Below are 19517 nucleotides of genomic sequence, written 5' to 3' on the forward strand. Positions count from 1 at the left end.
GCGAGCCCGCGATGGCCGCCCTGCGCCAGGTCGGCGCCTCCCCCGCGCTCCTGCGCGGCGCTGTCGCGCTGCGGGCGGGCGTCCTGCTGGCCGCCGCCGTCCCCCTCACGGCCCTGGTCGCCGTACTCACCACCGTCCCGCCGGGCCGGTGAGCCGCACCGAGGACTATCGTTCAGGCGTGCCCGCCGACATCCCGCCCGCAGCGCCCGACACTCCCCCAACTCCCGGACGGGACAGGGAAGTTGAGTCACTGGCCGAATTCGACCAGGTCGCCCTGAGCGGTTCCTTCGCCGGATACCGCGTCCAGGCCGTCGACCTGACGGACCGTACGTTCGCGCTCCTGGTCACCGACACCTCGCGGGCCGTCTTCCTCGGCTGCCCGATGGAGCCGCAGGCCCTGGCGCATGTGCGCGCGGGCGGCGCGCTGGTCTTCCCGCCCGTCCCCGGCCTGCCCTTCGACCCGTACCGGGGCACGCTCTACAGCCCCGACGAGCTGTACGCGGGCCTCGACGAGGACGGTGACGAACGGACGCCGGACGCCCGTACCTACGCCTGGGCGCGCTCCGCCGCGGCGGAGCGCGACATACTCGCCTCGATGCTGCGCTCGATCCACGACGACGCCGTGTCCGACGCACTCGACGAACGCCTGCGCGGCCTCAGCGTCGTCGGCGTCATGGGCGGCCACGCCATGGAGCGCGGCTCCGACGCCTACGCGGGCGCCGCTCGGCTCGGCCGCGACCTCGCCAGGGCCGGGCACACCGTCGCCACCGGCGGCGGCCCCGGCGCGATGGAGGCCGCCAACTTCGGCGCCTACGCCGCGCCCTACGACGACCTGATGCTCCGCAAAGCCCTCGCCGTCCTGGCCCGCGTCCCGTCCTTCGCGCCCTCCGTCGGCGACTGGGCCCGTACCGCCTTCGAGGTCCGCGACCGCTGGCCGGACGGCGGGCCCTCGTACGGGCTGCCCACCTGGTTCTACGGCCACGAGCCGCCGAACGCCTTCGCCTCCGGCATCGCCAAGTTCTTCGCCAACGCGACCCGCGAGGACGGGCTGCTCTCGCGCTGCACCGGCGGGGTCGTCTTCCTCCCCGGCGCCGCCGGGACCGTCCAGGAGATCTTCGACGCCGTCACCCCCAACTACTACTCCTCCCGAGGGGTTCCCGTTCCCCTCGTCCTCGTCGACCGCGCCCACTGGACCACCACCCTCCCCGCCTGGCCCCTCCTCACCGCCCTCGCCTCCGGCCGCCCCATGGCCCCCCTCCTCACCCTCGTCGACTCCGTCGCGGAAGTCCCCGCCGCCCTGGCTCTTCACCAGGACGGCAAGCCGATCTTTTAGGGGCGCTGGGGGCACCTCCCGGCCGAAGGCTGGGGGAGGAACTGCGCGCTCAGCCCCCACCGGCCGGTGGTCCGAGAACCACCGATCTGCCCCACTGGGGCCGGTGGTGACGTGCGGCCATCGTCGTGGCCGGCCGCGCAGTTCCCCACGCCCCTAAAGGACCGGCCTACCGCCCACGGCAGAGGAACCGTTCGGGGCCGGGCCCCTAAGGGCGCTTGGCCTCCTCCGCGAGGAGGACCACCTCTTCGGGGGCGAAGGTCACGGCGACCTCGGCACCGACCTCGGGTGCCGCCCGCCAAGGGCACCCGGCTTCGAGGCGCGGTCCCGCCTCCGGCGCCAGGACGAGCGTGATGTGGTCACCACGAAACGTGCGGGCGACGACGGTGCAGCGAAGCCCGGACTCGGGCGAGGTGAGGCGGACGCCGGTGGGACGGATGAGGAGGCGACAGGGGCCTTCGGGGGTGCCCGGAGGGACCGGGACCTTGCCCCACACCGTGTCGGCCTGGTCCCCGGCGACCACCGCGTCAGCGACATTCTCGAAGCCGAGGAAGCGGGCCACGAACGGCGACGCCGGCCGCTGCCAGACCTCGAGCGGCGTGCCGGACTGCGCGATGCGCCCGTCGCACATCACCACGACCCGGTCCGCGAGAGCGAACGCCTCGCTCTGGTCGTGCGTGACGGCCAGGACCGTCGTCCCCAGACGCCGGAAGAGTTCGCGCAGCTCCACGACGAGCCGTTCGCGCAGCGCCCGGTCGAGCTGCCCCAGCGGCTCGTCGAGCATGAGCAGCCGCGGCTCGGGGGCCAGCGCGCGGGCCAGGGCGACCCGCTGCTGCTCCCCGCCGGAGAGCGTGGCGACGCCGCGCCCGCCCGCGCCGGGCAGCCCGACGAGGTCGAGCAGTTCGCGTACCCGCTCGTCGCGCCGCTCGCGCGACACCTTGTGCATGCGCGGCCCGAAGGCGACGTTGCCGCCGACGTCGCGCTGCGGAAAGAGCTGGTGGTCCTGGAACATCAGGCCGACGCCGCGCCGGTGCGCGGGAACGCCCGCCTGGTCGGCGCCGTCGAGCAGCACCCGGCCGCCGTCCAGCGGCTGGAGTCCGGCGACGGCCCGCAGCAGCGTGGACTTGCCGCTGCCGCTGGGCCCGAGCACGCACACCGTCTCGCGCGCGGCCACCTCAAGCGTGACGGCGTCCAGCGCGGCCGGCTCGGACTTCGCACTGAACCGTACGGTCGCGTCCTCGACCCGCAGCAGTGCCCGTGTCGGCGTCATCAGAACTCTCCGGGTGAGGGGTCGGCGCCCCGGCCGCGCGGGCGCAGATTCTCCAGCACCAGCAGCGACGCGGCGCAGACCAGCATGAGGATGGTGCTCAGTGCCATGGCCTGGCCGTACGTGGACGAGCCCGCGCGGCCCAGCAGGCGGGCGACGGCGACCGGGAGGGTGGGGCTGTCGGGGCGGGCGATGAAGACGGTGGCGCCGAACTCGCCGAGCGACACGGCGAAGGCGAAGCCCGCGGCGACGGCCAGCGCCCGCCCGACGAGCGGGAGTTCCACCTCGCGCCAGACCCGTAGCGGTGACGCGCCGAGCACCGCGGCGGCCTCCCGGAGCCGGTCGTCCACGGCGCGCAGCACCGGCAGCATGACGCGTACGACGAACGGCACACCGACCAGCGCCTGGGCGAGCGGCACCAGGATCCAGGAGGACCGCAGGTCGAGCGGCGGCTTGTCGAGGGTGATCAGGAAGCCGAAGCCGACGGTGACGGCGGAGGTGCCAAGCGGCAGCATCAGCAGCGCGTCGAAACCGCGGACCAGCCGTCCCGCCCTGCGGACCAGGGCCGCGGCGGCCAGCCCGCCGACGGCCAGGGCGATGACGGTGGCGACGGCGGCGTACCGCAGCGAATTCCAGACCGTCTCCAGCGGGGCGACGGTGAAGGTGCCGCCGCTCTGGCCCGAGCCGACCGAGCCGAGCGAGCGGTAGAAGGCGAAGCCGTAGCCGTCGGGGCCGTCAAGCGAGCGGGCGACGAGCACGCCGAGCGGCAGCAGGATCAGCAGCGCGATGACAGCGAGCACCCCGGCGAGCAGCGTCCGCTCCCCCCTGCCGCGCGGCCGGTGCGCGGTGGTGGCCGCGTCGACCAGCCGCAGCGTGGACTCCCGGCGGCGTACGGTCCAGGCGTGCACGGCGAGGATCGCGGCGACGGCGGCGAATTGCAGCAGGGTCAGCACGGCGGCGGTCGGCAGGTCGAGGAGCTCCGCGGTCTGCCGGTAGATCTCCACTTCGAGGGTGGAGTACAGGGGGCCGCCGAGGATCTGGATCACGCCGAAGGAGGTGAAGGTGAACAGGAACACCATCAGCGCGGCGGCGGCCACCGAGGGGCCGAGCGCGGGCAGCGTGACCCGCCGCCAGGCGGCGAGCCGGCTCGCGCCGAGCATCCGCGCGGCCTCTTCCTGGCGCGGGTCGAGCTGCGCCCACAGGCCGCCGACGGTGCGGACGACCACCGCGTAGTTGAAGAAGACGTGCGCGATGAGGATCGCCCACACGGTGGTGTCCAGGCGGACGCCCCACAGCGAGTCGGTGAAGCCGCCGCGGCCGAGCAGCGCGAGGAAGGCCGAGCCGACGACCACGGTCGGCAGCACGAAGGGCACGGTGACGACGGCCCGCAGCAGCCGCTTGCCGGGGAAGTCGAGCCGCGCGAAGACGTACGCGCCGGGCAGGGCGACGGCCAGGGTCAGCGCGGTGGACGCGGCGGCCTGCCAGCAGGTGAACCACAGCACGTGCCGGACGGAGCCGTCGCCGAGGACGTCGCCGATCCGGCCGAGCTGCCACCGCCCGCCCTGGTGCAGGCCGCGGCCGACGATGGAGAGCACGGGGTAGGCGAAGAACACCCCGAAGAAGGCGGCGGGCACGGCCATCAGGGCGAGCCGGATCGCGGTGCCGCGACCGGGTACGAGCGACCGGCCCTTGCCGCGTACCGCCGGTGCCGTGCCGGTCGTGTCCGCTGTGCCGAGCCTGTCCGCCGTATCGGGCGGGTCCGTCGTGTCGGTCGTGTCCGCTGTATCGGCCCCGGGCCTCACTTGAGGACGATCGACGACCATGCCTTGACCCACTCGTCGCGCTTGGCGGCGATCTTGTCGGGCGCCAGCGTCTTCGGGTCGGTGATCTTCGCGCCGTACGTGGTGAACACGTCGGGCTCGGTGGCGTCCTTGCGCACCGGGTCGACGTACATCTGGAGAGGCATGTCCTCCTGGAAGGTCCTGCTCAGCAGGAAGTCGATCAGCGCCTGGCCGCCCGCGGTGTTCTTCGCGCCGTGCAGCAGTCCGGCAAATTCGATCTGCCGGAAGCAGGTGCCGGTGGAGACCCCGGTCGGGGACTGGGCGGGCGCGGGGGTGACGCCGACGACCTCGGCGGGCGGGCTGGACGCGTACGACACGACCAGCGGCTTGTCGCCCTTGGCCTTCTTGCCTGCCGAGGAGCCGGAGAAGCGGTCGTTGTACGCCTGCTCCCAGCCGTCCACGACCTCGACGCCGTTGGCCTTGAGCTTCTTCCAGTACGACTGCCAGTCGGCGTCCCCGTAGGCGGCGGCGCTGCCGAGCAGGAAGGCCAGACCGGGCGAGGACGTCGCGGCGTTCTCGGTGACCAGCAGGTTCTTGTACTCCGGCTTGACCAGGTCCGCGAAGGTGGCGGGCGGGTCCAGCTTGTGCGCGGTGAAGTACGCCCGGTCGTAGTTGACGCACACGTCACCGGAGTCGATGGGCGTCACCCGGTGCTTCGCCGCGTCGAGTTGGAGGTCGGCGGGCACCTGGTCGAGGCCCTTGGCCGCGTACGGGGTGAACAGGCCGTTGTCGAGCGCGCGGGACAGCAGGGTGTTGTCGACGCCGAAGAAGACGTCGCCCTGCGGGTGGTCCTTGGTGAGGATCGCCTGGTTGACGGCCGCGCCCGCGTCTCCGCCGCGCAGCACCTTGACCGTGTAGCCGGTCTCCTTGGTGAAGTCCTTGAGCACGGCGTCGGACGCCGCGAAGGAGTCGTGGCTGACCAGCGTCACGGTCTTGGACGTGCTGCCGCCGCTCGTTTTGGTGCCGCCCGAGGCGCTGTCGCCCGAGTCGCTGCCGCACGCGGCGAGCGCGGTGGCGCCGACCGTGGCCAGGACGAGCGCGCCGACGGCACGCCGACGGATGGTGTTCATGTGCAGACTCCCTACGCCGGTATGACCCGGATCAGGTCCGAGGGTCTGCGGTCTCGTGGGCCGCACTCTCAGCGCCGTCTCAGGCGCTCCCCTGTCGGAATGTTCACTTGTACGTACTTGTGTGATTGCACGAGCACGATAGCAGCAGGTGCGAAAGGGCTGGTCAGCGCCTGACCCTCAGGGCCCGGCCTGTGAGCGCCTGGCGCTTCAGCGCTCCGAGGCCGCGAGCTGGCCGCACGCCCCGTCGATCTCCTGGCCGCGGGTGTCCCGTACGGTCACGGGCACGCCGTGGGATTCGAGCGCGGCGACGAACGCCCGCTCGTCCTGCGGCCGGGAGGCCGTCCACTTGGAGCCGGGCGTGGGGTTGAGCGGGATCAGATTGACGTGCACCCGGTGGTTCTTCAGCATCCGGCCGAGCCGGTCCGCGCGCCACGCCTGGTCGTTGATGTCCCGGATCAGCGCGTACTCGATGGAGATCCGGCGGCCGGAGACCTCGGCGTAGTGCCAGGCCGCGTCCAGCACCTCGCGGACCTTCCAGCGGGTGTTGACCGGCACCAGGGTGTCGCGCAGCTCGTCGTCGGGCGCGTGCAGCGAGACCGCGAGGCGGCACTTCAGCCCCTCGTCGGCGAACCGGTGGATGGCCGGGACCAGGCCGACCGTGGAGACGGTGATGCCGCGCTGCGACAGGCCGAGGCCGTCCGGCTCGGGGTCGGTGAGGCGGCGGATCGCGCCGATCACGCGGTTGTAGTTGGCCAGCGGCTCGCCCATCCCCATGAAGACGATGTTCGACAGCCGTGCGGGCCCCCCGGGCACCTCGCCGTCGCGCAGGCTCTTCATGCCCGCGACGATCTGGTGCACGATCTCGGCGGTGGACAGATTCCGGTCGAGACCGGCCTGCCCGGTCGCGCAGAACGGGCAGTTCATGCCGCAGCCCGCCTGCGAGGAGACGCACATCGTGACCCGGTCCGGATACCGCATCAGCACCGACTCGACGAGCGTCCCGTCGAACAGCTTCCACAGCGTCTTACGGGTGTCCCCGTCGTCGCACGACGCGTGCCGCAGCACCGTCATCAGCTCCGGCAGCAGATCCTCCGCCAGCTTCCCCCGCGCCGCGGCCGGGATGTCCGTCCACGCCGCCGGATCGTCGGCGTACCGCGCGAAGTAGTGCTGCGACAGTTGCTTCGCCCGGAACGGCTTCTCCCCGAGCGCGGCCACCGCCTCCCGCCGCTCGGCGGGAGTGAGGTCGGCAAGGTGCCGCGGCGGCTTCTTGGCCCCACGCGGCGCGGCAAAAGTGAGTTCTCCGGGTACAGGCATGATCTGACAAGTGTCGCAGATCGAAACGGGTCGGCTGGTCGCCCGCTGGTCGGGGGCCGTCCTTCGGCCGGGCGGAGCCCTCGGGGTCAGCCGGTGCCGACGAAGACGGTCAGGAGGAGCCAGACGACGGGGGCGGTGGGCAGGAGGGAGTCGAGGCGGTCCATGATGCCGCCGTGGCCCGGGAGGAGGGTGCCCATGTCCTTGATGCCGAGGTCACGCTTGATCATGGATTCGCCGAGGTCGCCGAGGGTGGCGCTGACGGCGGCGGCGAGGCCGAGGAGGAGGCCCTGCCACCAGCGGCCGTCGTCGATGACGTACTGCATGAGCAGGGCGCCCGCGACCATGGCGAAGGAGATCGCGCCGAGCAGGCCCTCGCGGGTCTTGCCGGGGCTGATGCGGGGCGCGAGCCTGTGCTTGCCGAAGCGCCAGCCGACCGCGTAGGCGCCGGTGTCGCTGATCACGGTGAGCAGCAGGAAGACCAGGACGCGGCGCGGGCCGTCGTCGGCGGCGAGCATCATGACCACGAAGGTGGCCAGGAAGGGCACGTAGAAGGCGGCGAAGACGCCGGCGGTGACGTCGCGCAGATAGTTCTCGGGCGGCTCCGTCATGCGCCACACGAGGATGGCGAGCGCGGTGAGGGCCATCGCCACCCAGGCGCCGTCCGCACCGCGCAGATACCCGGCGATGATCATCGCCGTACCGCCGGCCGCGATCGGGATCAGCGGGGCACGGATGCCCTTGCGTTCCGCCAGACGCGAGGTGAGCTCCCAGACGCCGACGGCCGCGGCGGCGACCACGACGCCGACGAACACCGCCTTCACGATGAAGAGCGAGGCGACGATGACCGCGCCGAGGCCGAGACCGACCCCTATCGCCGCGCGCAGATTCCGCCCTGCGGACTTCTTCGCGGGGGGCTGCGGCGGCGGTGTCGGCTCCGGGGCGGTGGGCATAGGAGGAGTCTTCCTGCCGCGCCCGGAATCGTGTGCGGAACCCGCCGGATAGATGATCGTGTCATCCACAGTCGAGCCGTCGGCCGCGCCGTTCGTCACCGTGTCCTCGGGCGCTCCCCAGTGACCGGCGCGTGGCGAAGCGCCCCAGGAAGAGTCGTTCACTGAGCTTCGCCTCGCGTCGTCGTGTGTCGGCCGGGAAGGGCTGAGGGCGGGATCGTGCATACGGTCGTACTGCTGGTGTCCGGACGGAGCGAGAGCTCCGGGGCGGGCCCGCGGGCCCGGCCGGTCAGACCTCCAGCAGCTCGGCTTCCTTGTGCTTGAGCAGCTCGTCGACCTGGGCGACGTACTTCGACGTCGTGTCGTCCAGCTCCTTCTCCGCGCGGCGCACCTCGTCCTCGCCCGACTCGCCGTCCTTGACGAGCTTGTCGAGGGTCTCCTTGGCCTTGCGGCGGACGCTGCGGATCGAGATCTTGGCGTCCTCGCCCTTGGTCTTGGCGACCTTGATGTACTCCCGGCGCCGCTCCTCGGTGAGCTGCGGGAACGCCACCCGGATGATCCGGCCGTCGTTGCTCGGGTTGACGCCGAGGTCGGAGTTGCGGATCGCCTCCTCGATGTTGCGCAGGCTGCTGCTGTCGAAGGGGGTGATCACCGCCATCCGCGGCTCGGGCACCGCGAACGAGGCGAGCTGGTTGATCGGGGTGGGCGCGCCGTAGTACTCGGCCACGATCTTGTTGAACATCGCGGGGTGCGCCCGGCCGGTGCGGATCGCCGCGAAGTCCTCCTTGGCGACGACGACGGCCTTCTCCATCTTCTCCTCGGCCTCGAGGAGGGTCTCTTCAATCACCATGTGCTCCTGGTATTCAGAAGGCGGAGCCTGACGGTCGGGCCCCTGCGCGCGTCTTTCCTGCACGGTGTCCGACCGGCAGCCTGTTGTCCATCCCCGTACCGGGCGAACCGGGACGTGTCACCACCCGGCGCTCGGGCGGTCACTAAGCCCTGGAGCCCCGGTCGTTGACCAGCGTGCCGATCTTCTCACCCTTCACGGCCCGCGCGATGTTTCCTTCGGCGAGCAGCTCGAAGACGAGGATCGGCAGCTTGTTGTCCTGGCAGAGGGTGATCGCGGTGAGGTCGGCGACCCGCAGGTCGCGGGTGATGACCTCGGCGTACTCCAGGGCGTCGAACTTCACCGCGTCCGGGTTCAGCTTGGGGTCGGAGTCGTAGACCCCGTCGACCCCGTTCTTGCCCATCAGCATGGCCGCCGCGTCGATCTCCAGGGCCCGCTGGGCCGCGGTGGTGTCGGTGGAGAAGTACGGCATGCCCATACCGGCGCCGAAGATGACGACGCGGCCCTTCTCCAGGTGCCGTACGGCCCGCAGCGGGATGTACGGCTCGGCGACCTGGCCCATGGTGATCGCGGTCTGCACGCGGGTCTCGACGCCCTCCTTCTCCAGGAAGTCCTGGAGGGCCAGGCAGTTCATGACCGTGCCGAGCATGCCCATGTAGTCCGAGCGGGCCCGGTCCATGCCGCGCTGCTGGAGTTCGGCGCCGCGGAAGAAGTTGCCGCCGCCGACGACGAGCGCGATCTCGTAGCCGTCCGCGACGACCGCGGCGATCTCGCGGGCGATGGCGTGCACGACGTCGGGATCGACTCCGAGGCCGCCTCCCCCGGCGAACGCCTCGCCGGACAGTTTCAGCAGATAGCGGCGGTGGGCGGTGGTGTGGTGGGCCGTATCGGCGCCTTTGTCCATGGAGATCTCCTCGTGCACGTACGAAGGAGGCCATTGCCGCGGGTCCTCGTGGGTTCCCAGTACGGCAATGGCCTCCTCGTCACATCTGCGGCCGGTCGGCGGGCGGCCGACCGCGTACGACCCTAGCCGGGCCGTCGGTCATTCGCTGCTTTCGTGTCCAGCGCGATCAGACGCCGACGCGGAAACGCGCGAAGCGCTTCAGCGTGACGCCGGCCTCGTCCAGCACCTTCTGGACGGTCTTCTTGGAGTCCTTCGCGAAGGCCTGCTCCAGGACGACGTTCTCCTTGAAGAAGCCGTTCACCCGGCCCTCGACGATGCGCGCCAGGGCGGCCTCGGGCTTGCCCTCCTCGCGGGCCGTGGCCTCGGCGAGGCGACGCTCGTTCTCGACCGTGTCGGCCGGGATGTCGTCGCGGGACAGTGCGGTCGGCGCGAAGGCGGCGATGTGCTGGGCGACGTCCTTGGCGACCTGCGCGTCGGCCTTGTCCAGCTCGACCAGGACGCCGACCTGCGGGGGCAGGTCGGGGCTGGTGCGGTGCAGGTAGGAGGTCACGTAGGCGCCGGAGAACTGGGCGAAGCGGTCGAGCACGATCTTCTCGCCGAGGGTGGCGTTCGCCTCGTCCACGTACGCCTGGACGGTCTGGCCGTCCTTGATCTCGGAGCCGAGCAGCGCCGTGATGTCGGCCGGCTTGCTGGCGGCGACGTGGGCGGCGATGACGTCGGCCACGGCCACGAACTTGTCGCCCTTGGCGACGAAGTCCGTCTCGCACTTCAGCTCGACGAGGACACCCTCGGAGTTGTCGGCGGCGATCAGGGAGACGACCGCGCCGTTGGAGGCCGAGCGGCCCTCGCGCTTGGTGACGCCCTTCTGGCCCTTGACCCGAAGGATCTCGACGGCCTTGTCCAGGTCGCCTTCGGCCTCCACAAGGGCGTTCTTGCAGTCCATCATGCCCGCGGCGGTCAGCTCGCGGAGCTTCTTGACGTCAGCGGCGGTGAAGTTCGCCATGGGTTTACGTCTCTTCCCGAATGGTCGGTGGATCTACGGGTGGACGGCGGGGGCATGGGCCCCCGCCGTCGTCACGCGTGGTTCACGTCGTACGCGTCGTACGCGATACGCGTCCTGCTGCTGTGCGGTTGACCGGTGGCGCCGGTGTGCCGTCGGTACGGGTCGGAACAGGCTCAGACCTGCTCGGACTCGCCCTCCGTGGCGGCCGGGGCGGCGTCGGCCGGAGCCTCGGCGGTCTCGGCGGCGGCCGGGGTCTCGGCGGCGTCGGCCGGAGCGGCATCCGCCGGAGCGGCGTCGGCCGGAGCCTCGGTCTCGGCGGCGGGAGCCTCGGCAGCGGCGGCGGGCGCGTCAGCGGCGGGCGCCTCGTCGGCCTTCTTCTCGCCCTCGAGCAGGTCACGCTCCCACTCGGCGAGCGGCTCGGCGACGCCTTCGGCCTTCTTGTCACCGGTGGCGGCACCGGAGCGGGCGATGAGGCCCTCGGCGACGGCGTCGGCGATCACACGGGTGAGCAGCGTGACGGAACGGATCGCGTCGTCGTTGCCCGGGATCTTGTAGTCGACCTCGTCGGGGTCGCAGTTGGTGTCGAGGATCGCGACGACCGGGATGCGGAGCTTGCGCGCCTCACCGACGGCGATGTGCTCCTTCTTGGTGTCGACGATCCAGACGGCGCTCGGCACCTTCTGCATCTCGCGGATGCCGCCGAGGGTCTTCTCCAGCTTGTCCTTCTCGCGGGAGAGGACCAGCAGCTCCTTCTTCGTGAGGCCGGACGCGGCCACGTCGTCGAAGTCGATCTCCTCGAGCTCCTTCAGGCGCTGGAGGCGCTTGTAGACGGTCGAGAAGTTGGTGAGCATGCCGCCCAGCCAGCGCTGGTTGACGTAGGGCATGCCGACGCGGGAGGCCTGCTCCGCGATGGCTTCCTGCGCCTGCTTCTTGGTGCCGACGAACATGATGGAGCCGCCGTGCGCGACGGTCTCCTTGACGAACTCGTAGGCGCGGTCGATGTACGACAGCGACTGGAGCAGGTCGATGATGTAGATGCCATTGCGCTCGGTGAAGATGAAGCGCTTCATCTTCGGGTTCCAGCGACGGGTCTGGTGCCCGAAGTGGACGCCGCTCTCCAGCAGCTCCCGCATCGTGACGACGGCCATGGCCGTACTCCTTGAGGTACTCGGTTGTCGCGACCACCGGACGGCGGTCGCGCCTGACGTCCCGACGCGCCGTGCCACAAGGGACCGAGGGGCGCGGCCACCGTCCCGGTGAGGGGAGTGGGTGGCGGGGCGTGCGAAGTCGACCCGGTGACCCGGATCGCCAGAGAAAGTGTACGGGACCGGCGGAGTGCCAGGCGACACCCGAGTTATCCACAGGCCAGGACCATGATCATCTTTCGGCGCCCGGATCCGGGATGCTCGTGCCATGGCACTTCACATGTGGTTGACGGTGGTGATGACGGCTCTGCTGACGGTCCTCCCGGGCGGCGCGGGTACGGCGAGCACGGCGGGCGGCGCGGGTTCAGCGGGCGGCGCGGGTACGGCGGGCGCGGGGTGCGCGGGCGCCGGCCCGGACGCGCGCTGCTGGCCCGTGGCAGGGCCGGGAGTACGGGGGCGGCCGGCGGTTCTGCGCGCCTTCGAGCCGCCCGCGACGCCCTATGCCGCGGGACACCGCGGGGTCGACTTACGCGCGGGGCCGGGGAGCGTGGTGCGGGCGGCGGCGCCCGGCGAGGTGACCTTCGCGGGAAAGGTGGCGGGCACCGATGTCGTCGTGCTGCGGCTCGACCGCCCCGACGCGAGCCTGCGCGTCACCTATGAGCCGGTACGGGGCACAGTCGCGGTCGGCACCCGGCTCGCCGCGGGCGAGCCGCTGGGAGTGGTGACCGGCTCCCCCGTCCACTGCTCACCCGGTTGCCTCCACTGGGGCCTCCTGCGGGGTGATGTCTACCTCGACCCGTTGACCCTGCTGCCGCCCTGGCTGCTGCGCGCGGGGCCCTCCCGACTGCTGCCGGTGTTCGGGGCGGGGCGGGTCAGCCGGTGACGCCGTGCAGGGCCATGGTGACGGCCGACTCGGTGATGTGGACGGGGTCTTCGGCCGCGCCGAGCTCGATCCGGCGGACCGCGGCGTCGACCACGCCTTGCAGGAGCATGGCGGTCAGGCGGGGCTCGGTGTGACCGAGGGCCGCGAGGGCGGCGCCGACCATGGTGACCAGACCGCCGTGGGCGGCGCGGATCTTCTCGCGGGCGCCCGCGTCCAGTTCACCGGCGGAGATCGCGACGACGGCGCGGTGGCGGCGGTCACCGACCAGCGCGAGCTGGCTGCGTACGTAGGCCTCGATCTGGCCCTCGGCGGTGTCGGCGGCCTGCATGGCGGCCTCGACCTCGGCGGCCCAGACGGGGAAGTCCACGGCGCACAGCTCTTCGACCACCGCGGCGCGGGAGCGGAAGTACTCGTAGACCGAGGAGCGCGCCAGTCCGGTGCGCTCGGCCAGGGCGGGGAAGGTCAGTGCCTCCGTGCCGCCCTCGGACAGCAGCGAACGCGCGGCGTCCAGCAGGGCCTGGCGCTGCATCGTCCGGTGTTCGGCCACCGAGGCCGCTCGAATCCTGGGCATCCCACCACTGTAGACACTGTGCCGCGCCTGTCACCGCCCGACGTCGGCCAGCTTTGCCCGTAGTTGGAGTACGGACTTGGTGTGGATCTGGCTGACCCGGCTTTCGGTGACGCCGAGTACCTGGCCGATCTCGGCGAGTGTCAGGCCCTCGTAGTAGTAGAGGGTGACGACGGTCTTCTCCCGTTCGGGAAGGGTGTTGACCGCGCGGGCGAGCAGTCGGCGCAGCTCACGGTCCTCGGCGACCTCGACGGGATTGTCGGCGCCGGTGTCCTCCAGGGTGTCGCCGAGGCTGAGCCGGTCTCCGCCCTCGCCGCCCGCGTGCAGGAGGTCCTCCAGCGCGACGACGTTGGCCAGGGACAGCGCGCTGAACACCGCGTGCAGGTCTTCGAGCCCGACGCCCATCTCCGCCGCCACCTCGGGCTCGCTCGGGGTGCGGCGCAGCTTGGCCTCAAGGGTGGCGTAGGCGCGTTCGACGGCGCGCGCCTTCTGTCGGACGGAGCGCGGAATCCAGTCGAGCGCGCGCAGTTCGTCGATCATGGCGCCGCGGATACGGGTGATCGCGTAGGTCTCGAATTTGATCGCGCGTTCCGGGTCGAACTTCTCGATCGCGTCGATGAGTCCGAACACCCCGGAGGAGACGAAGTCGGCCTGCTCGACGTTGGCCGGGAGTCCGACGCTGACCCGGCCCGCCACGTACTTCACCAGCGGCGAGTAGTGCAGGATCAACTGCTCCCGGAGCCTGGCGTCCCCCGTGGACTTATAGGTCCGCCACAGTGCGTCGAGCGACGTGGGGGCGGCGGGCCGAGGGGAGGTGCGGGGGGCGGTCGCCGCCGTCGCCCGCTCGGACCCGGGGGTGTACTGGGGCATGTGCCGTTTTGAGCCGTTCTGCCGAGATGTGGGCGGGAAATCGAGCCTCCGCGAGCGTAGCGTGACCATAGTGTCGCTTATTGCTACATCATCCGTATGGGACATGCGCAGATACGTTCCTCTACCGGTGCGCGCTCGCCGGACCGGCTATACCGCCCGGTACGGGGCCCGCGCGGGAGCCCCTCGGGTCATGATGGCGGCGCGCCGGGCCGCCCACGGCCGGTCCTACGATCGTCCCAGGTCACGGCGTTTTCCTGTCACCTGATGGTGTGTCGATGGTGTCAACCCTCCCGACGCGGCGCGCCGTCGTGCGCGGTACGGACCAACTTCCACCGCCCGTCGTCCCGTTCGACGAAGCCGAGGGCCTGCAATTCGTAGAGCCGTCTCAGCGTGTCGTCGCTGGTGGACCCCACGGCGAGGGCGATCTCCCCTTCGCAGGAGTCCCCTTGACCGGGGAGCGCTTCCAGTACGCGGGCCGCCGCCGGGTCGAGCAGATCGCGCGGCAGCACGGGTCCGCGGCGGGCGGGCGCGAGGTCGGCGCCGATCTCCCCCACCATCTCGATGACTTCGGCCGCGTCGGTCACCACCACGGCGTCCCCGCGCAGCAGTTCGTGCACCCCTTCCGACAGACCGCTCGTGCAGGGACCGGGCACCCCCATCGTCACCCGCCCCAACTGGGCGGCCCGCCGCGCGGTGACCAGGGAACCGCTGCGGTAGCGCGCCTCGACCACCACAGTGCCGCGGGTCAGGGCGGCGATCACCCGGTTCCGCAGCACGAATCTGCTGCGGGTGGGGTGGTCGCCCGGCGGCAGTTCGCCGACGAGCAGGCCGCGTTCGGCGATCTCACCGATCAACCGGGCGTTGCCCGGCGGGTACGGCACATCGACGCCGCTGGCCACCACGCCGATGGTGGCGCCGCCCGCCCGCAGCGCACCCCGGTGCACCACACCGTCCACCCCGTAGGCGGCTCCCGAGACCACCACCCAGCCCGCCCGCGCCAGTCCCCCGCCGAGCCGCGCCGCCATGTGGGCGCCGTAGTCGGTGCAGGCCCGTGCGCCGACCACGGCCACCGAGCGCAGCGCCCACAGCCGTAGCGACGGCTGCCCGCGTACCCACAGGCCGTACGGGCGCTGCGGCCCGAGGTCGTCCAACTGCCCCGGCCAGTCGGCGTCCTCGGGACAGACGAACCGTCCTCCGGCCCGGCGCGCGGCCTCCAGATCCACCTCGGGGTCGGCCCGAGCCGACCGCGTCCGGTATCCGTCGGTCCGCCGCGGACTGGCCCCGGGCAGCGCCTCCCCCTCCCGCAGCGCGCGCAGCACCTCTTCCGCTCCCCTCTCCCGCAGCGCCCGCCCCACCGCCTCGTCCCCGGGATCGGCGATCCGCGTGATCGCCACCCGCGCCAACCGCTCCGCCTCCGGCACCGCAGCCGCCAGGGCAGGTACCGCCAGCGCGGGTACCGCCAGCGCCGGTGGCCCGACCCCACCTGCCTCGGCGACGACCTGGGAGTCATCAGCGGCCCGCGAACCCCGGACCGTCGCGCCGCCCCCCTCGGCGGCTGATCCGGTGGCCGTCTCCTCCCCCGTCGGCCGGGCCCCATCGGCGCCCGGCGACCCGCTCCGCCGCCGCATCACACTCCTCCCGGTACGGGCACGCCGCGGCTGACGCCGGTCCTGAGATGGAGGGCCTGGAAGACGTCGTCGACATCGGGGCGGTCGTGGCCCGCGAGGTCGGCGAGGGACCAGGCGACGCGCAGGACGCGGTCCAGGCCGCGCGCGGTGAGCAGGCCGCGTTCCATGTCGCGCTCGGCGGGGTGCAGGGCGCCGGCGGCGACGTGCCAGCGGGTGCGCATCTCGTGGCCGGGGATCTCGCTGTTCAGCCTCCAGGGGGTGTCCCGGTAGCGGGTCGCGGCGCGCTCGCGGGCGGCGCGGACCCGGGCGGCGACGGTGGCGGTGGATTCACCCGGGCCCTGGCCGAGGAGGTCGGATCTGCTGACGGATTCGGCTTCGACACGCAGGTCGACACGGTCCAGCAGGGGCCCGGAGAGCCTGCCCTGATAGCGGCGGACGGCGGTGGGCGAGCAGTCGCAGCCCTCCCCCAGCATCGAGTAGCGCCCGCAGGGGCAGGGGTTGGCGGCCAGCACCAGCATGAAGCGGGCCGGGAGCCGCATCACGCCCGCCGAGCGGGCGACCACGACATGGCCCGATTCGAGCGGTTGCCGCAGCGCCTCCAGCGCCCGCACGCTGAATTCCGGAGCCTCGTCCAGAAAAAGCACCCCACGGTGGGCGAGCGAGACCGCGCCCGGTCGGGGCAGTCCGCTGCCGCCGCCGACCAGCGAGGGCATGGTGGCCGAGTGGTGCGGCGCGCAGTACGGCGGGGCGTCGACCATGGGCCGTCCGGGCGGGAGGATGCCCGCCACCGAGTGGACGGCGGTGACCTCCAGGGACTCCTGGCGGGTGAGCGGCGGCAGGATGCCGGGCAGCCGCTCGGCGAGCATCGTCTTGCCCGCGCCCGGCGGGCCCTTCAGATACAGATGGTGTCCGCCCGCGGCGGCGACCTCCAGCGCGGTGCGGGCGGTCCGCTGTCCGGCGACGTCGGCCAGGTCGGGGCCGTGCCCGGTGAGCGAGGCGTCGCCGAGGCCGCCGGCCAGTCCGGTCCCGACGCCGCCGCCCGGCACGGTCAGCCCGGCGAGCATCGGGTCGGGGCGACCGTCCGCCCTCGCCGGGTCCGGGTCCTCCTCGGGGGCCAGCTCGTCGTTGAGGAGGGCGACGAGCTGCCGCAGGGTGCGGATGCCGAGGACGGAGACGCCGGGGACCAGGGATGCCTCGGCCGTGGTGCGCTCCGGCACCACGACGTGCCGGTATCCGGCGTCGGCCGCCGCCAGGACGGCGGGCAGCACCCCGCGGACCGGGCGGACCCGTCCGTCGAGTCCCAGTTCGCCGATCATCATGAGGTCGGCGATGGATCCGGGGGCGATGCGGTCGTTGGCGGCGAGGATCGCACACGCCACGGCGAGATCGAACCCCGAACCGCCTTTGGGCACCGAGGCCGGGCTGAGGCCGACGGTGAGCTTCTTCTGCGGCCAGACCTCGCCGCTGTTCACGATCGCGGCGCGCACCCGGTCGCGGCTCTCGGTGAGGCTCTTGTCGGGCAGGCCGACCAGGGCGAAGGCCGCCACACCGGGTTCGAGGTCGGCCTGGACCTCGACCACGACGCCTTCGACGCCGATCAGCGCGACCGAGCACGTACGGGCGAAGCCCATCACGCCACCCCCCGCACATGCTCGACGCGGGCCGCGCCGCGGGCGGGCAGCAGGACGCCGACCAGGTCGATTCTCACGCCGCCCGGTGGCGCGCCGCCGTGTTCCGCCGCCCAGCGGTCGGCGAGCGACCGCAGTCGGTGGATCTGCCGCGGCCCGAGCGCCGCCATGGGGTGCTGGAAGCCGCCGTCACGGCGCGTCTTCACCTCGCACACCACCAGGGCGTCCCCCTCGGACGCCAGGATGTCGATCTCCCCGTCGCGCCCGCACCGCCAATTCCGGTCGAGCACGGTCAGTCCCGCGTCCTCCAGCCTGCGGGCCGCCAGCCCCTCGCCGTACCGCCCCAGCGCACCTCGTGCGTTCATGCGTACCACCTCCGTCACTCACTGTGACAGAGTCCGGCCGCCAAAGATGATCTTGGTCCCAGCCTGTGGATAACTCCCGGCGACCCGCATCCCGCACCCGGCACCCGGCACCCGGCACCCCGCACCGAAGGCGCACCGGAGCCCACACTCAAGCCCCCGACGGGCCTCAGCTTCAGCTATTGAAGCCCGACTCGTCCGACGGCAGATCCAGATCCGCCTTGTTCAGCTCCTCGATGTTCACGTCCTTGAACGTGAGGACGCGGACCTGCTTGACGAAGCGGGCGGGCCTGTACATGTCCCAGACCCAGGCGTCGGCCATCGAGACCTCGAAGAAGACCTCACCCTGGACCGAGTGCACCTGCATCTCGTAGTCGTTGGTGAGGTAGAAGCGCCGCTCGGTCTCGATCACGTACTTGAACAGGCCAACGACATCGCGGTACTCCCGGTAGAGCTTCAGCTCCATCTCGGTCTCGTACTTTTCGAGGTCCTCGGCGCTCATGGCATGTTCCCCTTCAGCCGTACGTGCCCCCCATTGTGCGTCAGTCGCGCTCCGTCCCCAGGGGGATCGGGGATTGCGGGGGGCCTTCGTCGAGCAGCGTACGCAGCAGCTCAGCGAGTCTGATGGGGTACACCGTCTCACGAGTGCGCAAAAGTTCCCCGCAGGTCCACCAGCGCAACGACGAGACACTTCTGCGTTCCAGGTCCGTCTGGCCGCTGGTGTCGACATCGACGGTGTCGGTACGGCCCAGGTGGTACCACTCGTCCTGCTCCCAGCGCCGCCCGTCGAAGCTGAAGGAGCTGCTCCGCTCCCACAGCACGGGGCCGAGCCGTACATCGGTGATGCCGGTCTCCTCGGCGAGCTCGCGCAGCGCCGTCTCCTCCAGGCTCTCACCGCCCTCGACCCCGCCGCCCGGCGTGAACCACGAGCCCACCGCCGGATCGGCCGGATCGACGCCGTTCAGCAGCAGAATCCGGTCCGCCGGGTCGAGCAGCACCACACGGGCGACGCGCCGACGCACCACGGTCACCTGCGCCGCCTCAGCAGCCCGGCCAGCGGTCCGTACGCCGCGCCGCCGAGAATCAGCACGGCTCCCACGACCACCATGACGACGATCCAGCGCAGCGGCCCCTCGGCGGACGTACCGCCGCCCGGCACGGCCTTGAAAGCGGTCGTGGGCGACAGCGTCCCCACCCGGCCCAGGGGCCACACCGTGCCGTCCACCCGGCCCTTCACGGCGCTCACGGGGACCGCGCCGTGCTGGGCGTCCGTGAGGCGGATACGGGAGTCCTGGGAGACCGCGCGGTTGTCACCGAGCAGGAAGAGCGAGCCGCGCGGCACCGTGGTGCTGAATTTCGTCACGGAGGCGGGAACGCCGGGAAGGCCGGAGCCACCGGGCGCGGCGGAGGCGTCAGAGCCGGCAGAGGCGTCAGAGCCAGCAGAAGCGTCGGAGCCGCCGGAGCCCTCGAGATAGCCCTCCTCGTCGACCGCCGTGCCGTTCACCGTGAGGCGGCTCTGGGTGTCGCAGCACTTGACGACGTCGCCGCCGACGCCGACGACCCGTTTGACCTCGGGCAGGTCGCCCCAGAGCTTGTCCTGGAAGACCACCACGTCACCGCGGCGCACATCGGAGCCCGAGACCTTCTGGGCCAGCACCCGGTCCCCCGGCCGCACGGTCGGCTGCATGGAATTGGTGGGCACTGTGTACGGCCGGTACTCGACCGCTCCCCAGGCGAATCCGCCGAGGAACAGGGCACAGCCAAGAGCGATGGCCAGCCCGGACACCGTACGTCCGAACCGGCCCTCACCCTTGCGTATCGCACTGCTGCTGCTCATGGACCGGAACCCTACCCGGCGGTACGCCCCGGGCCGTAGGCCCGGACGCCCGTCGGTGCTCGATCGGGCGCCC

Annotated in this window: 18 protein-coding genes, 1 pseudogene and 1 riboswitch; of the genes and pseudogenes, 2 read left to right on the top strand and 17 right to left on the bottom strand. The window is 71.9% G+C overall.

Annotation, left to right across the window (positions count from 1 at the left end):
* Positions 1-178 precede the first annotated feature (178 nt).
* Entirely contained in the window at positions 179-1333 is a 1155-nt protein-coding gene (locus BGM09_RS10355) for a Rossmann fold nucleotide-binding protein (RefSeq protein ID WP_317452631.1), read from the top strand.
* A 205-nt stretch (positions 1334-1538) separates the two neighbouring features.
* Here BGM09_RS10355 and BGM09_RS10360 read toward each other — a convergent pair whose 3' ends face one another.
* From BGM09_RS10360 to rpsB, 9 genes are all read right to left on the bottom strand, one after another.
* Complete coding sequence (locus BGM09_RS10360; RefSeq protein ID WP_188281201.1) at positions 1539-2600, bottom strand: ABC transporter ATP-binding protein; 1062 nt, start codon at positions 2598-2600, stop codon at positions 1539-1541.
* Complete coding sequence (locus tag BGM09_RS10365) at positions 2600-4237, bottom strand: ABC transporter permease (RefSeq protein WP_188281237.1); 1638 nt, start codon at positions 4235-4237, stop codon at positions 2600-2602. The genes BGM09_RS10360 and BGM09_RS10365 overlap by 1 nt, the downstream gene beginning before the upstream one ends.
* 158 nt (positions 4238-4395) lie before the next feature.
* Positions 4396-5508: a thiamine ABC transporter substrate binding subunit gene (locus BGM09_RS10370; RefSeq protein WP_188281202.1), complete on the bottom strand. Its 1113-nt coding sequence runs from the start codon at positions 5506-5508 to the stop codon at positions 4396-4398.
* A riboswitch (TPP riboswitch) is annotated at positions 5500-5611 on the bottom strand. It overlaps the preceding gene by 9 nt.
* A 104-nt stretch (positions 5612-5715) precedes the next feature.
* Positions 5716-6822 carry a 23S rRNA (adenine(2503)-C(2))-methyltransferase RlmN gene (rlmN, locus tag BGM09_RS10375; RefSeq protein WP_188281203.1) on the bottom strand — a complete coding sequence of 369 codons (1107 nt, stop codon included), beginning with the start codon at positions 6820-6822 and terminating at the stop codon, positions 5716-5718.
* Positions 6823-6908: 86 nt separating this feature from the next.
* A complete protein-coding gene (locus tag BGM09_RS10380; protein ID WP_188281204.1) occupies positions 6909-7934 on the bottom strand; it encodes a phosphatidate cytidylyltransferase in 1026 nt (341 codons plus the stop codon).
* A gap of 124 nt (positions 7935-8058) precedes the next feature.
* Positions 8059-8616: a ribosome recycling factor gene (gene frr, locus BGM09_RS10385; protein ID WP_188281238.1), complete on the bottom strand. Its 558-nt coding sequence runs from the start codon at positions 8614-8616 to the stop codon at positions 8059-8061.
* 145 nt (positions 8617-8761) lie between these two features.
* Complete coding sequence (gene pyrH, locus BGM09_RS10390) at positions 8762-9520, bottom strand: UMP kinase (protein ID WP_188281205.1); 759 nt, start codon at positions 9518-9520, stop codon at positions 8762-8764.
* A gap of 166 nt (positions 9521-9686) precedes the next feature.
* Positions 9687-10523, bottom strand: a complete 837-nt coding sequence (gene tsf, locus BGM09_RS10395; RefSeq protein WP_188281206.1) for a translation elongation factor Ts — start codon at positions 10521-10523, stop codon at positions 9687-9689.
* Positions 10524-10696: 173 nt separating this feature from the next.
* Positions 10697-11671, bottom strand: coding sequence for a 30S ribosomal protein S2 (rpsB, locus tag BGM09_RS10400; RefSeq protein WP_188281207.1), 975 nt, complete (start codon positions 11669-11671; stop codon positions 10697-10699).
* Positions 11672-11936: 265 nt separating this feature from the next.
* Between rpsB and BGM09_RS10405 the strand changes: the two genes are divergently transcribed.
* Complete coding sequence (locus BGM09_RS10405; RefSeq protein WP_223186625.1) at positions 11937-12551, top strand: M23 family metallopeptidase; 615 nt, start codon at positions 11937-11939, stop codon at positions 12549-12551.
* Here the strand turns inward: BGM09_RS10405 and BGM09_RS10410 are convergent.
* From BGM09_RS10410 to lepB, 8 genes and pseudogenes are all read right to left on the bottom strand, one after another.
* Positions 12541-13122: a TetR/AcrR family transcriptional regulator gene (locus tag BGM09_RS10410; protein ID WP_188281208.1), complete on the bottom strand. Its 582-nt coding sequence runs from the start codon at positions 13120-13122 to the stop codon at positions 12541-12543. The two genes, BGM09_RS10405 and BGM09_RS10410, sit on opposite strands and share 11 nt — an antisense overlap.
* 30 nt (positions 13123-13152) lie before the next feature.
* Positions 13153-13989, bottom strand: coding sequence for an RNA polymerase sigma factor WhiG (gene whiG, locus BGM09_RS10415; RefSeq protein ID WP_188281209.1), 837 nt, complete (start codon positions 13987-13989; stop codon positions 13153-13155).
* A 281-nt stretch (positions 13990-14270) separates the two neighbouring features.
* Positions 14271-15617 (bottom strand): DNA-processing protein DprA, encoded by a 1347-nt coding sequence (gene dprA, locus BGM09_RS10420; protein ID WP_188281210.1) that lies wholly within the window; start codon positions 15615-15617, stop codon positions 14271-14273.
* Complete coding sequence (locus BGM09_RS10425; RefSeq protein ID WP_188281211.1) at positions 15617-17248, bottom strand: YifB family Mg chelatase-like AAA ATPase; 1632 nt, start codon at positions 17246-17248, stop codon at positions 15617-15619. Before BGM09_RS10425 ends, dprA begins: the two co-directional genes overlap by 1 nt.
* A pseudogene (locus BGM09_RS10430) lies at positions 17248-17632 on the bottom strand (YraN family protein). The gene BGM09_RS10425 and the pseudogene BGM09_RS10430 overlap by 1 nt, the downstream one beginning before the upstream one ends.
* Before the next feature lie 150 nt (positions 17633-17782).
* Complete coding sequence (locus BGM09_RS10435; protein WP_188281213.1) at positions 17783-18109, bottom strand: DUF2469 domain-containing protein; 327 nt, start codon at positions 18107-18109, stop codon at positions 17783-17785.
* A 40-nt stretch (positions 18110-18149) separates the two neighbouring features.
* Positions 18150-18638: an NUDIX hydrolase gene (locus tag BGM09_RS10440; protein ID WP_317452632.1), complete on the bottom strand. Its 489-nt coding sequence runs from the start codon at positions 18636-18638 to the stop codon at positions 18150-18152.
* Positions 18635-19444 carry a signal peptidase I gene (gene lepB, locus BGM09_RS10445; RefSeq protein WP_188281214.1) on the bottom strand — a complete coding sequence of 270 codons (810 nt, stop codon included), beginning with the start codon at positions 19442-19444 and terminating at the stop codon, positions 18635-18637. The genes BGM09_RS10440 and lepB overlap by 4 nt, the downstream gene beginning before the upstream one ends.
* Between the last annotated feature and the right edge of the window lie 73 nt (positions 19445-19517).

The organism is Streptomyces sp. CBMA29, from assembly GCF_014596445.1.
Taxonomy (GTDB): domain Bacteria; phylum Actinomycetota; class Actinomycetes; order Streptomycetales; family Streptomycetaceae; genus Actinacidiphila.